The following is a 14,325-nucleotide window of genomic DNA, read 5'->3' on the forward strand; positions in this document are numbered from 1 at the left end:
CTTTCTTTTGATATGTAGTGGTTTTTTTAAAAACCGTAATTGGCTCCTACCCCAAATACTTGTCTGATTTGGAATCCCTGAAAAGCATTGTCGTCATAAATAGTCTGGAACGACAGGTTGGTAGAAAGATATTTGTTGATTTTCATCACGATATTTAACTGGTAGTCCAAATCCACATTCTGAGGATCTTCAAGATAATTGGAATACAGGCTCAGGATGTTTTCAAAAGTCACATTGGCCATAATATCAAGCTTGTAATAGGCCGAAGCATAGGCTCCCAATTCATAACGCAGCGACTTACCTTCTTTTACACCAAAATAGGCCTCATTAGGTAATGTAAAATTCTTGTCCACAAAAGTGATTTTTGAAGTAGCGGGTGCAAAGTTGAATTTCAAATTGTCATCTCTTTTCCAAAGAACACCCGGACCAAAAGTAAGATAGGCCGGAGAGAGGAAGTTGGTAATTTCGCTCCTTATTTCTACTCCATTGGTGTCTTTCCCATACTCATAACCTTTGGTAAACTGGGTCTTAAAGTTTAAGAACGCAGAATAATACCAACGACTGTCCGGCTTAATTTTTTTACCAAGTAAAGAGTTCAGTTCCAAACGGTCATCTGTTTTCTTGGCAAATGAACTGGTTCTCGTTTTAACGATACCATACGATGCAATGACTTTGTTGTCCCACGTGAGATCGTCCTTCTTGTAATTGAAATCATAATTGACACCAAGGGTTCCGGAGATGTTGTTCTCACCACCCGCTAACCAGTTATCAAAGGTAGATTGGTTAAAAAGAAGAGACGCATTTCCTTTGGTCTGCCATGTTTTAGTAGTATCTGCTGGCGCAGCTGGCTCTTGAGCTTTTGCCTTTGTCATTCCGAAAAAGCAAAGCATTAGTAAGGTGAACTTTTTTATCATCTTTCCTGTTTTTTAACAAAGGTATTAAATACAGCTTTTTTAAAGCAGGAAAAGTACTAAAAAAGTTACTTTTTCTTATACAAAGGCACCGCTGAGCAGGCCTCACCATACATAATACTTCTGGCAAAAGGCTGGAGTTTTTGCGCTGCCAACAGATAGGCTCCCGTTGGCACGGGCTTTCGGGAACATCCTTTGATGATGACCGGTTTTCCTTCGTATTTAGTGTAATCTAATGTGGGCAGAATTTCTTCATACAGAGAATTTTCCAAATCTTCCAACCTGCCATTAGCTACTTTTTTCGCAAAAGGAGTCAGGTAGACAGTTACAAGAATAAAAGCCCATCCCGGAATAATGGCATCCGTACTGCAATAAACAGCAACATACTTATCTGCATATTGCGACCAGTCGTATTGTTTCAGCTGTTCACGAAAATCTTTTTCACGCAAGAGAAAACCTTCCAAAAGCCATTGTGAAATGTCTAACTCCACACGCTCTCCTTTTGGATAATAATCTTCCAGATCAAATACTTCTAATGCGCTGTTTGCTACTTTATTTACAATCTCACCCATAATTTAGTTGATAGTGGATAATTTTTAGTGGATAGTGAGTAATGGATAGTGGATAATTTTTAGTGGATAGTGCATTTATATAATGACAAGCCCAACTCTAAACTATCCACTATCCACTCTCAACTAATCTACAGCATTCCTAGTTCTAATTTAGCTTCTTCGCTCATCAAATCTTTACTCCAGGGCGGATCAAACGTGATTTCGACTTCGGTTGCTTTTACGTTATCAATCTTGTTGATTTTTTCTTCTACTTCTTTCGGAAGACTTTCTGCCACAGGGCAGTTTGGAGAAGTCAGGGTCATTAATATTTTAACTTCATAATCCGTATTGACCATTACATCATAAATAAGCCCTAGCTCATAAATGTCAACCGGTATTTCCGGATCGTAAATGGTCTTTAATATTTTGACGATATCCTCGCCAAGTTGATTTGTGTCTATTTCCTGTTCCATGTCTAAAATAATTTTTCGTCAACAAATCTGCCGAAGATTTGCAGTAATAAGAAGCCAGTAACGGCTTGCGGTTCAATTATGGACCCGGCTGTCCTTATTATATTTAAGAAGCTGACTGAAAAGCCAGCGCATACATTTTAATTTGCTTGATCATTGACACCAATCCGTTGGCCCGGGTTGGCGACAAATGTTCTTTTAGTCCTATTTCGTCAATAAACTTAGTATCTGCATCCAGAATATCGGAAGCTTTCTGGCCTGAAAAAGTACGAATTAGTATGGCAATAATTCCTTTGGTCAGAATAGCATCGCTGTCTGCCGTAAAAACAATTTGACCATCGCGTTGTTCTGCATGCAACCAGACTTTTGACTGGCAACCTTTGATGATATTATCGTCGGTTCTGTACTGCTCATCAATCAATGGCAGCGTTTTGCCCATATCGATTACATATTGGTATCTTTCATCCCAATTCTCCTCATCAAACATAGAGAATTCGTCCTTAATTTCTTCTTGTATTTCTTGAATTGTCATTGTCTTATTCTTTGTTCAGGTCTGAAGCCGAAATGATTTTTTCAACCAGTTTTTTTATTTCTTTGGGTGGATTTCCGTGATCAAACGAAGCGCTCCTGTAAGTGTCCTGCTTATAAATTACGGTTAATCCTGCAATCATAGCTCCGTCATAAAATCGCTTTTCTGAAGGCGCTTTCAGGTTTTGAATATTCGTCCTGTCCACTTTAGCAAGCAGGTCCAGCATGCTGTTCCAATCGCTTCGTGAAAGTTTTTTTTCAACAGCTTCCCCGTTTCTGCTTTTTATGGTAAAGATAGTATCCTGCCTGGCTATTATTTTACGATAGTTGCCACGGGTTGTAGCCTCATATTCAAAAGAAATGTTTTCACTCTCTTTTCGCAGTTCTGAACTGTTACAGCCTTTTGCCAGAACCAATACCATTACAAATACAGATAAGATTTTCATACGCTATTATTTTTTTAAGACAACATGGTTTTGGCCTTTTTGACAGCCTCAACCAAAGCATCGATTTCTTCCTTGGTATTGTAAAATGCAAAAGAAGCCCTTACGGTTCCCGGAATATTGAAAAAGCTCATGATAGGCTGAGCGCAGTGATGTCCAGTTCTAACTGCAATCCCCAGTTTGTCGACAATAGCTCCGATATCATATGGATGGATATCTTCAATGTTAAATGAAATTACAGAAGTCTTGTTTTTGGAAGTCCCGTAAATTTTCAATCCTTCTATTTCGAGCAAACGTTGAGTACCATATTCCAAAAGTTCGTGTTCATATGCCGCTATGTTATCAAATCCTATAGAATTCAGATAATCAATTGCTGTTCCAAGAACAATTCCGCCCTCAATATTAGGCGTTCCGGCTTCAAACTTATGTGGCAACTCTGCATAAGTCGTTTTTTCAAATGTTACTTCCTTAATCATTTCGCCACCTCCCTGATAAGGAGGCAGTTTGTTAAGCCAGGCTTCTTTTCCGTATAAAATACCGCTGCCTGTTGGCCCACAAATTTTATGTCCGGAAAAAACATAAAAATCACAATCCAACTCCTGCACATCCGGCTTGATATGGGGTGCCGCCTGGGCTCCATCAATCAATACAGCAGCTCCTGCTTTATGCGCTTTTTCGATGATTTCTTTTATCGGATTAATGGTTCCCAAAGCATTTGAAATATGGTTAACCGCCACAATCTTTGTCTTTTCCGAAAGCAATTTCTCAAATTCTTCCAAAACCAATTCTCCCTGATTGTTCATAGGAATTACCGTCAGCTTTGCTCCGGTACGTTCGCACAGCATTTGCCATGGCACTATATTCGAATGATGTTCAAGGTTAGATACCATCACCTCATCACCTGCTTTCAAAATAGCAGCAAATCCATTAGAAACCAAATTAATACCGTACGTAGTTCCGGAAGTAAAAATCACTTCATGGTTGTGCCTGGCATTAATATGGTGCTGTATTTTGCTACGGGAAATCTCATAAGCGTCGGTTGCCAACTGGCTTAGCTTATGCACCCCGCGATGAATATTGGCATTGATTTCTTCATAATAAGCAGTAATGGCATCAATAACCACTTTAGGTTTTTGCGATGTCGCCGCATTATCAAAATAAACCAACGGCTTGCCGTTCACTTTCTGGGAAAGTATCGGAAATTCGGCTCGAATGGATTGTATATCTAACATTTTATATCTGGAAATAGATGCAAATTTACGGTATGTTTATTTAATACGGTAAGAATTAAGATAGAATTAAAATTTCGTCACAGATTCATATAAAAACTATTGCCAATAAGCCGTAAAACAGGAACATAAGTCCATTTTCTGCCTGATAAATTCCCCTGAGGGACTCACAAAATATAGCTTTACAGTAATTTAAGGAAACTTTTAAGATTTTTTACTTTCAAGGCTTCAAAAATAGTTATAGTTTTGCCGTTAATTTAGATTTATTTAAAATAACAAACTCAACTACAATGAAAAAAATAAGTGTCCTTGTCCTTGCAATTGTTTCATTAGCAGTCGCTTCATGTAAAAAAGAAGAAGAAACTAAGAAAGAAGAAACTCCGGTTGAAAAAACCGAAGCCCTAAAAATTGTCTCATTAAACGGAGCCGTAACTGAAATTATTGCTGCTTTGGGTCATGAGAAAGAAATAGTGGGTGTTGATGTAACCTCAACTTATCCTGAAACAGTTAAAACAACTGCCAAAGACCTGGGCCACGTTCGCTCCATTACGATTGAATCAATTGTTGCTTTGAAACCAACAGTAATCATAGGAACTGATAAAGACATGAGTCCTGAACTGGCAGAAAAAATCAAAGCGGCAGGAATTGAAGCTCATATCCTGACGCAGGATTTTTCTCCGGAAGGAACAAAAAAATTAATCGCGGATGTTGCCGGGATTATCAAAAACACAGACTTCAAAGCCCTGACAGACAAAATCGATGCTGATTTGGCAAAAGTACAGCCTATCGCGAAGGCTCCAAAAGTATTGTTTATCTATGCCAGAGGTGCCGGAACTTTAATGGTTGCCGGAAAAAACACTCCTGTTGAGAAGACTATTGCTTTGGCTGGCGGACAAAATGCCGTTACTGAATTTGATGACTTCAAACCTTTAACTCCGGAATCTTTAATCAAAGGAAATCCGGATGTAATCTTATTGTTTACAACAGGTTTACAAAGCCTTGGTGGTGTTGACGGATTGCTTAAAATTCAAGGTGTTGAAAAAACAAATGCCGGGAAAAACAAAAAGATTATTGCTTTGGATGGCGCCCTGATTTCCGGTTTCGGACCTCGTGTTGGCGAAGGAGCCGCAGCATTGAATGCGGAATTGATTAAAGCAACAAAATAAACTAAAAGCCTTTAAACCTGTCGCCAAAACGGACAGGAAATAAAATGCCGCCAATCCCATAGGGGAAGAATTAATTATAATGCAAAATAAATTACCGCTATATATAGTTTTAAGTCTGCTGTTGTTATTGATTTTGGCAACGGCAGCCTTATATATGGGAGTTTACGAATTTGAAAAGCATTCGTTCTTTGAGATTTTTAAGGCCCTTATCAACAATGACAATTCCATTCCGGAAAGTGACAAATTTGTCCTGATGGATTTGAGATTGCCGCGAATTGTAATGGCAATCCTGATTGGAAGTGCATTGTCAGTTTCAGGAACCTGCCTTCAGGGAATGTTCAAAAACCCTTTGGCATCACCGGACCTTATTGGAATTACATCCGGAGCGATACTTTTCGGAGCGATTTCAATTGTTCTCGGAAGCCATATCAAACCTTATATTCCTGAAGTATTTCACTTCTCGATGTTGAGTATAGCCGCATTTTTAGGCGCCTTGTTGACCATGACCATCGTTTACAGGATTTCAACCTCCAATGGAAAAACCAATGTAGTTGTTATGCTTCTTTCAGGAGTAGCAATAACCGCAATGGCATTTGCCACCACAGGTTTCCTGATTTATCTTTCGAAAGAAGAAGAACTCAGGGACCTGACATTCTGGAATTTGGGAAGTCTGGGCGGTGCTACCTGGACCAAAAATGCCATCCTGGCGGTCGTAATTATTATCGCTTTTTCTCTGCTGATTACCAAAGGAAAAGCGCTAAATGCCATGATGCTTGGTGAAAGAGATGCCCAACATTTGGGAATTCCGGTTGAAAAAATCAAAAAGAGAATCATCATCCTGACTGCTTTGCTGGTTGGAACCTGTGTCGCTTTTTCAGGAAACATCGGCTTTGTAGGTCTGATTGTTCCTTATATTTTGAGATTAATTTTTAAGTCGAATTATCATATCATCCTGCCAATGTCGGCCATTTTTGGAAGTATTTTATTGCTTACAGCTGACACGATAAGCAGAACCATTGCCGCACCTTCAGAAATCCCAATTGGAATACTGACCGCGTTTATGGGAGCGCCAATCTTTATCGCTATTTTAATTCGCAGTAAAAAATCGATGTAATATGTTAGAAGCTTGTAAGATATCATATGCACATAAAAAGTTTTCCATTCTGGAAAACATCGACGTTTCTGTAAATTATGGCGAATTGCTTGTCATAGTAGGACCAAATGGTGCCGGAAAATCAACACTCCTGAGCATGTTGGCTAATGAAATGAAACATGGCGATGAGCCTATCATGTTCAAGAAAAAAACCTTTGAGGAATGGGACCAAAAAGAGCTTCCGCTGCATAAGGCAAAATTTTCACAGCAGAACAGCAATGACATTCCTTTGACCGTAACCGATGTAGTGATGATGGGGCGCTATCCGTATTTCAACTCCGTACCTCACCAAACCGATTTGGATGCCGTAACGAAATCAATGGAAGAAACCGACGTTCTTTCAATGAAAGACAGAGATTATAATACTCTCTCAGGCGGTGAAAGACAGCGCGTTCATCTGGCCAGAGTACTTGCTCAACTGGAAAATAATATTGCCCATAAGCTCGTGTTTCTGGATGAGCCTCTCAATAATCTTGATGTGCTACACCAGCACAGAATATTACATACAATCAAAAACTTTACAGAACTGGGCAATACGGCCGTAGTCGTATTACACGATTTGAACCTGGCAGCACAATTTGCAGATCAGGTACTTCTTTTGAAAAAAGGAAAAATCGTAAGCCATGACAAACCTGAAAAAGTCTTTACAAAAGAAATCATAAGCAAGGTGTATAATTTTCCTTGCACGATTTGCCTTAATCCGGTAAATCAAAACCCTTTAATAATTTTTGGAACATAATAGTTACACAGATGGATACATTAACAAACAACCTGAAGTCACAATGGGATAAGCTAAAAGCTGAAAACCCAAATTTAAGAATCCGCAATGCTGCTGAAAAACTAGGCGTAAGCGAGGCAGAATTGCTGGCTACACAAGTAGGAGAAACCGTAACAAGGCTTCGTCCGGAATTTGCTGCAATACTGACTGACGTTGAAAAACTAGGAAAAGTAATGGCTTTGACACGCAACGAAGAGTGTGTTCACGAAAGAAAAGGAATTTATCTTAACCCTGATTTCAGCTCTCCGCATGCAGGACTGTTTGTAGGTGAAGATATCGATTTGCGTATCTTTTTAGGACATTGGGCTAAAGCTTTTGCTGTAGAAGAGAAATCAGAACACGGAGACAGAAAAAGCCTTCAGTTCTTTGGAAAGGATGGCCTGGCTATACACAAAATTTATCTGACAAAAGACAGCAACGAAGCTGCTTTTGACGAATTGGTTGCTAAATACAAGTCTGACGACCAGGCAGCGGAAGAATCTGCAATTGAAGTGCCTCTAAACATTGATGAAAAAGCAGATGCTGATATTGATGTTGCCGGTTTCCAAACGGCTTGGGAAAACCTGAAAGACACACACGAGTTCTTTGGTATGCTTCGCAAATTTGGAGTAACAAGAACACAGGCATTGCGTTTGGCTCCAAACGAAAACTTCGCTAAAAAAGTAGAAAAAGATGTAATCGTAAAAATGCTTGAAGGCGCTGCTGAAAGCAAACTGCCAATCATGGTGTTTACAGGAAACAGAGGAAACATTCAAATCCACACAGGTTTGGTAAGAAAAACAATGTGGCATGGTGACTGGTTCAACGTAATGGACCCAGATTTCAATTTGCACCTGGATATGTCTAAAATTGCCCAGACATGGATTGTAAGAAAACCAACAGAAGATGGTGAAGTTACCGCTATTGAAGTATTCAACGAAATGGGTGATATCATCGTTCAGTTTTTCGGAAAAAGAAAACCAGGTATTCCTGAATTAAAAGAATGGAAAGATCTGGTAGCTGCTTTGTAGGTTACTTAGTTTAATATATTTTATCCGGCCTGCCATCTGTTTCAGATGGCAGGTTTTTTTATGGGATAAAATCAGCCGTTTTTATTTGCTCTAATGAACGAAAGTGTTTGGAATTGGCTATTTTGCCATTCAGGTCTTTTTTTCGTTTAAAAAACAAAAAAACGAGCCAGTGGCTCGTTTTTAAAACAATATAAATTGAAATTACTGATACAGTATTTTTCCTGTTTTGATTTCTTCTTTTCCTGAAAGGATTTTATAGAAATACAATCCTTTAGGATAATTTGACGGGATGTTCCACTCGATTACTTGTCCTAGATTTACATCCCCTTTAAAAATAACAATGTTGATTCCCAATTCATTCGTAGCTGTAATTTCGACTGTTGTAGTTTTAGCTAAACCGGTTTCAAAATTTACTCTTTTTGTTGTTGGGTTTGGGTAGACTTTAGGTTCGGAATCAAAGTTTTCATTTCCTTGCGCAAAGGACATTTCTTTTTGTCTTTGTCTACCACTGTAAAAACTTAAACTATTACTATATGAACTTCTATTAGCAGATTTCACTAATCTATATAAAACCGCCGTCGGGTAGGTTTGTAATATGCGGATAGCATTCGAATAAGGGTTAAGATCTAAGTCTCTTGTTGTATCAGGAAAAAATATTGGATCTTCGGGACTCGATATAAACCAAGAATATTGATATGTATTATCACCGCCTGTTGGCTGACTCCCAATAATTTGGAGTCCATTCGCCGAAATTGTATTATTTTGTATTTGCGGCAAAGCAACTAAGGTTACATTGTTACTATAAGAAATCTTATTTCCAGAATTTACGGTTCTAGATATAAATAAATTTGGATACATTTCCAGATATTGGAATACAGATGCGGAAAGAACTAGGTTTTGACTTGTTTCGGGAAACACATAAGGTTCTTCACCACCCACCAAATTCCATGTATACTTATAATCACCATTACCACCTGTTGGCTGGCTTCCTGTAACCAATGATCCATTAAGAGAAATTACATTGTTTTGTATTGCCGGAAGAGGAAGTATTACGATGCTATTGCTGCCAGAAATTTGGCTACCCGAAGTTACAGTTCTTACTATAAACAAATTTGGATATGCGGTTAAATAATTATATATATCTGCAGTTATAACCAAATTTTGTTCAGTATTTGGGAAAGTATATGGCTCTTCTCCTCCCCATAATATCCAGGAATAATTGTAAACACCTATCCCTCCTGTTGGTTGGCTTCCATTTATCGTACCATTATTTAAAACAATTGTATTATTTTGGATTGGTGGGGCAGGAATAACCGTTATTGTTACTTCATTGCTGGTAATATCCACAGCATTACCAGATTTCACAATTCTTCTATAGTGTGTAGTAACAAATGGAGTCCCAGGTGAATAGTTTTGACTTGAAGCATTAGGTATGATGGTCCATGTACTATTTCCTGATTTTTTTTGCCATACATATCTATAACTTTCAGGTCCGCTACCACCGGAAGGACTCGTTCCTGTTATAAAAGATGCAGTATTCCCTTCATTAATTGTCTGATTCCCAGAAATTGAATTATTTGTTATTGGTAGTGAATTTACTATTGTTACCACAACAGCTCCACTAGTATGATCAGAGGTTCCGTTGGACATTACTATTCTTCTAAATTGAGTTGTCTGCGTCAATAATTCTGTTATATAATTCTGTTCATGAGCTCCAACAATATTTGACCAACTTCCTGTTGTATTTTTTTGCCATTGATAGAAATAACTACCATTCCCACCTGAAGGAGTAGTTCCTGTAATTGTTGCGCTTAGGCCATAAAATTTTGTTTGAGTGCCAACAATACTATTGTTAGAAATTGGAGGGGCTCCTGGCTTAATTACTGGCCAATTTGAGCTTCTTGGCACAGCCCCATTATGTCCTGAAACAGCAAATTGGGCAAAAATAAATCCTCCTGAAGCATCAAATTGGGCTCCATTTAATTCAATTGTAAAATTACGAGATCCCGAACCCGTAATTGTTCCTCCATAACCACCAGAAGGAACAATAGGCTCATAAGAAGAGCCTCTTTGATAATATACGTTCAGTGTTCCTGAATTTCCCGTACTGCTATAAACATCAACAGAAAGCTTCACCGTAATAATGTCATTAGCTCCAAAGCTAATAGCACTTCCCTGATTAACCCATTGATTATTGACATAAACATTACTCATCGTCACAGTATAGGTTTGCCCATAACTAAGAGAAGCAAAAAACAATAAAAGGCTCAATAAAAAGAAATTAAGATATTTTTTCATCATAAATATTTGTTTAAAATGTATAAAAAAACCGAGCCTATCGGCTCGGTTAGTAAATTCTATATGTCAACTATTGTAGCAAAGCATATTGGAAAGTAGGGTAGCCTCTTTCTCCTGATGCATTTGCACCTCCAGTAAATTTCAATTTGTAGATATTTCCAGCTGGATCTTTGATAACGAAGAAACGGTCAGTTTTTAAAACGAATGCTGAAACAGGTAATCCTCCTGGACCTGTAACACTTGTACTTCTCCAGTTAGAGCCAATATTTCTTTGATCTTCTGTAAAGTTAGCCGACACTACATTCGCAAGCGTGAAAGTATCATAATTCAAAGTTTCAGTGTTTACAACCTGGTATGATCTTGCGCCTCCTTTTAGATTAGTTACTACGAAATCTGGATAGTAGTAAGGAGTTGTACCACCTACTAAATTAGTGAAAGTTGTAAAGTTAATATCCCACTGGTTTTTTTGTGGCTCAACATTTACTACATTCTTAGAAACCAAACTAAAGAATGTAAAGTTGTAAGCTGAATTTTTAGAGATAATTTTTTCTTCGTGAGTTGTTGCATCAATATCAGCATATTGAATTTTATAATCCGTTCCGCTTCTAAGGATTCTTACTTTTTTCCAACCTCTTGAAGTACCAGAAGCCGAACCTTCAGAACCTGTTGAAGGAGCTGTTTCAGAAGGATTGCTTCCCATGTTGATTAAATATACCTTGTTGTCAGCATCATTAGCAGAAATTGCTGCAATCGTTGTTCCTGTAATAAGTCCGGCCGGGTGGTCAATTTGAGATGCAACCCCTTGTCCTTGAGAAATAATCATAGACTCATCTGGTGACTGGACTTCATCAATATTAGTAGTTTCCAATTGTTTAGCTGCCATTTTCAACGAACCGTTAATAGCCACTCTAAAATCAGTACCTCCATAAAATCCAAGATCCCAAGAAGTTCTTGGTGCAGTAGCATGACCTCCACTACTCAAATCAATATAAACCTGATTTGGTTGATTTGGTCCGCCAACTTCTGCCGCCATTGCTTGTCCTAAAGAAGCCGCTTCGTTAAAGTTAAGTTGAATTCTATTGTTTGTAGAAACAGAAGCATTTGTAGCATCAATAATTGTAAATTTTACATTTTTCACATCTGTTGGAGCAGTATTAGTCAATTTATTAAAATTGAATGAAACTGAACTTACATTAGCAGCGTAAGGAACTGTCAAAGTCGTTCCTGTAGCAGCTGGAGCTGTAGTGAAATCAGTGCCATAAGTAATAGCTGTCGTAACAAAAGAAATATTCAGAGAACCTGCCGCTGTAGTAGGCTTAGAAAACACAATTTGTACAGGCGTTGTTGCCTCCGTCAAATTTAAAGATGGCACACCGAAAGCAACCGACGTACTGAATGATGATGATCCGTTATCGTCATCGCTATTACATGCTGTAAAAGCCAGCATTGCAAGTGAAAGGATAAAAACTAGATTTTTTTTCATATTGTTTATAGATTAATTAAAATTGAGATTATACGTAAGTTTTAAGAAATAAGATCTTCCATATCCTAATAGCAAGTCTGAACCTGCTACGTGTACGCCAGTAGTTCCTTGTGTAAGCTGTACACTCGTAACATCCAGAAGATTTCGGGCACCAACCGTAACTTCAAATTGATTCTTGAAGAAAGATTTTCGGATTGAAGCATCCATCCAGCCATAAGATTCCAGCTCAGACAAGATGAATTCAGCATTTCCTGCAGTATCAGTAGACGATATATACTGCTGCTGCTTCCCATTAAATTTGTAATAAATCGAGAATAGTGTATTCCATTTTGGAACATTATAAGACAGATTAGAATTCACCTGTAACGAATACAAATATTTATCATCAGACGTCACATTTAAGGCCGCCAGATCAATTTTTTGTGAGATACCCACTAAAGCCAGTCCTACTTTTGCATTCCAGTTTTTGTATGCAAACTGATGTGTTGACGAAATATTCCACATCTTATACTTATCGATATTCATGTATTTATAGCTTTGTGAAGGTGTTACTTGTGTCAAAACCAAGCTTATTCTATCATCAACATCCATGTAAGTAACTGCGAGATTATTCGAAAGTTGCGCACCTGAATCAAAATAAGTCGCCTTTTTTACACTTACTTCGTACGATGTACTCGTTTCTGGAATCAGGTTTTCATTTCCCTGAAGATTATGATTAGAATCCACGAAGTAAGTATATAACTCATCAAAATTTGGGGTTCTATAAGACTTTCCTAAAGATCCTCTTGCTTCAATTCCGTGAGGGAAAATATATCTCAAACCCAAAGAACTGGCATATTGATCTTCAAACTTTGATTGGATAGAATAACGTATTCCTGGGCGCACAGAGAATTTTTCCGTAAATCGGATTTCTGCAGCAGTAAAAATATCGTAGTTTTCCAATCTTTTTCTAACATCCGTTACCTGCTGTTGGTCATCCTTAAAAATTCCGGCAGTCGCATCATAAAAACCTCTTTCGTTTACTGCCTCGTAACCCAATTGAAGATCTACCCTTTTATCTTTAAAGAAATTGCTCAAAGCACCCGTTGAATAAATGACTTCTTTTGACTGGTAGGTTTCTCTGGCATTATTTGTTTCACTTTGACTTTCCAATTGATAATTGAATTTCTCAATATCGCGGTTTTGCTTTTGATGAGATACTGAAACATTATAATTCAACTGTGAAAATAATTTCCCATAAGAATTCAGGTGATGGTAATATCTGTTGGAAATATATCTCCTGTCATTGGAAAAATGTGTTTCAGGAAAAGGATAATTATCAATTGGAATTACGACCGGATTGTAGTAATCTACATTTTCGCCAAAGTAGTCGAGTTTATAGAAAATCCTGAAATCGCCTTTAGTATATCCAACCAAGCCATTACCAACTAATTGTTCTTTAGGAAGCCAACTATACCCCCTCTTACCATTATTTTGGATATAATCCTTACCTTCTTTATTGTCAAAAAAACCAGCAAAATCATTTCTACTTCCTCCAACCGAAACAAACCAGTTATCATTGAAGTTGTGTGAAATTTTAGCATTCTGGATATGTCTTCCTTTATCAAAAAAAGCAAACTCATTGGATACGGTCTCTTCTTGGGCAGTAGCTGTAATCTCCCATTTGTGCTTCGAACTTTTTTTAGTAATAATGTTCAATATTCCCGTTACAGCATTGGCTCCATGTGTAACACCCATAGAACCTTCGATGATTTCAATTTGCTCAATATCGTCGAGATTTACTTGAGTAAGGTCTATATTGGTTCCTAAACCTGTATCGCTGACCAAGGGTACATTATCTACTAAAATTTTAAAATACTGTGCATCAAGACCAAACATTGAAACAGTAGAACGTCCGTCACTGCCACTTGTTCTAATAGAAATATTAAGGTATTGGTTCAAGACATCTCCCAAATTGTTAGCTGCAAGACGCTTTATGTCTTCCCTAGTAATAACCCTGACGTTATGGACTGATTTTTTAAGAGATTGCGGCTCAAATTGACCGGTAACAACTACTTCTTCAAGTTGACTGGTGCTTGTGGTATCTTGAAACTTTTCTTGTGAAAAAGCACTAAAAGAAAGAAAAAGAGATAAGGAAATATAAGCCTTAGTATAAATCTGCATTACAATTCATCTTTAGATTAATTCTAAATTGCAAATCTAGGGAGGCTTTCCGGTTTATGCAAATTATTTTTACTAATTCTAAATAAAAATATCGCGCTGTTAATTTCAGAGCATTCTGATAATGATTTTCTTCTTAAATTTA

General features: G+C 37.7%; 13 protein-coding genes. 4 read left to right on the forward strand and 9 right to left on the reverse strand.

Annotated features, from left to right (window positions below; translation table 11 throughout):
* Window positions 1–26: 26 nt before the first annotated feature.
* The 6 genes from ASG38_RS02940 to ASG38_RS02965 all read right to left on the reverse strand — a co-directional run bounded on the left by ASG38_RS02940 (window position 27) and on the right by ASG38_RS02965 (window position 4,135).
* The gene (locus ASG38_RS02940) at window positions 27–911 is read right to left on the reverse strand and encodes a DUF3078 domain-containing protein (RefSeq protein ID WP_056067385.1); all 885 of its coding nucleotides are present in this window, start codon (window positions 909–911) and stop codon (window positions 27–29) included.
* A 68-nt stretch (window positions 912–979) separates the two neighbouring features.
* Entirely contained in the window at window positions 980–1,483 is a 504-nt protein-coding gene (locus tag ASG38_RS02945; protein ID WP_056066952.1) for a DUF2480 family protein, read from the reverse strand.
* Between the two features lie 128 nt (window positions 1,484–1,611).
* Window positions 1,612–1,935: an SUF system Fe-S cluster assembly protein gene (locus tag ASG38_RS02950; protein ID WP_056066957.1), complete on the reverse strand. Its 324-nt coding sequence runs from the start codon at window positions 1,933–1,935 to the stop codon at window positions 1,612–1,614.
* 103 nt (window positions 1,936–2,038) lie between these two features.
* Entirely contained in the window at window positions 2,039–2,464 is a 426-nt protein-coding gene (locus ASG38_RS02955; protein ID WP_056066960.1) for a SufE family protein, read from the reverse strand.
* 4 nt (window positions 2,465–2,468) lie between these two features.
* Window positions 2,469–2,906 (reverse strand): hypothetical protein, encoded by a 438-nt coding sequence (locus tag ASG38_RS02960; protein WP_157485992.1) that lies wholly within the window; start codon window positions 2,904–2,906, stop codon window positions 2,469–2,471.
* A gap of 14 nt (window positions 2,907–2,920) precedes the next feature.
* Window positions 2,921–4,135 carry an aminotransferase class V-fold PLP-dependent enzyme gene (locus ASG38_RS02965; RefSeq protein WP_056066966.1) on the reverse strand — a complete coding sequence of 405 codons (1,215 nt, stop codon included), beginning with the start codon at window positions 4,133–4,135 and terminating at the stop codon, window positions 2,921–2,923.
* A gap of 287 nt (window positions 4,136–4,422) precedes the next feature.
* Between ASG38_RS02965 and ASG38_RS02970 the strand changes: the two genes are divergently transcribed.
* From ASG38_RS02970 to ASG38_RS02985, 4 genes are all read left to right on the forward strand, one after another.
* Window positions 4,423–5,298 (forward strand): hemin ABC transporter substrate-binding protein, encoded by an 876-nt coding sequence (locus tag ASG38_RS02970; RefSeq protein ID WP_056066968.1) that lies wholly within the window; start codon window positions 4,423–4,425, stop codon window positions 5,296–5,298.
* A 79-nt stretch (window positions 5,299–5,377) separates the two neighbouring features.
* A complete protein-coding gene (locus ASG38_RS02975; protein WP_056066971.1) occupies window positions 5,378–6,412 on the forward strand; it encodes an iron ABC transporter permease in 1,035 nt (344 codons plus the stop codon).
* A 1-nt stretch (window position 6,413) separates the two neighbouring features.
* Window positions 6,414–7,190, forward strand: a complete 777-nt coding sequence (locus ASG38_RS02980) for a heme ABC transporter ATP-binding protein (protein WP_056066975.1) — start codon at window positions 6,414–6,416, stop codon at window positions 7,188–7,190.
* Between the two features lie 11 nt (window positions 7,191–7,201).
* Window positions 7,202–8,239: a hemin-degrading factor gene (locus ASG38_RS02985; RefSeq protein ID WP_056066978.1), complete on the forward strand. Its 1,038-nt coding sequence runs from the start codon at window positions 7,202–7,204 to the stop codon at window positions 8,237–8,239.
* A gap of 201 nt (window positions 8,240–8,440) precedes the next feature.
* On the opposite strand, the gene ASG38_RS02990 is transcribed toward ASG38_RS02985, so the two are convergent.
* The 3 genes from ASG38_RS02990 to ASG38_RS03000 form a co-directional block, all read right to left on the reverse strand.
* Window positions 8,441–10,540, reverse strand: a complete 2,100-nt coding sequence (locus ASG38_RS02990) for a T9SS type A sorting domain-containing protein (RefSeq protein ID WP_082482141.1) — start codon at window positions 10,538–10,540, stop codon at window positions 8,441–8,443.
* Between the two features lie 67 nt (window positions 10,541–10,607).
* Window positions 10,608–12,020 carry an HmuY family protein gene (locus ASG38_RS02995; protein WP_056066984.1) on the reverse strand — a complete coding sequence of 471 codons (1,413 nt, stop codon included), beginning with the start codon at window positions 12,018–12,020 and terminating at the stop codon, window positions 10,608–10,610.
* Between the two features lie 12 nt (window positions 12,021–12,032).
* A complete protein-coding gene (locus tag ASG38_RS03000) occupies window positions 12,033–14,183 on the reverse strand; it encodes a TonB-dependent siderophore receptor (protein ID WP_056066988.1) in 2,151 nt (716 codons plus the stop codon).
* Window positions 14,184–14,325: the final 142 nt, after the last annotated feature.

The sequence above is a fragment of the Flavobacterium sp. Leaf359 genome (assembly GCF_001423985.1).
In the GTDB taxonomy this organism is placed as follows: domain Bacteria; phylum Bacteroidota; class Bacteroidia; order Flavobacteriales; family Flavobacteriaceae; genus Flavobacterium; species Flavobacterium lindanitolerans.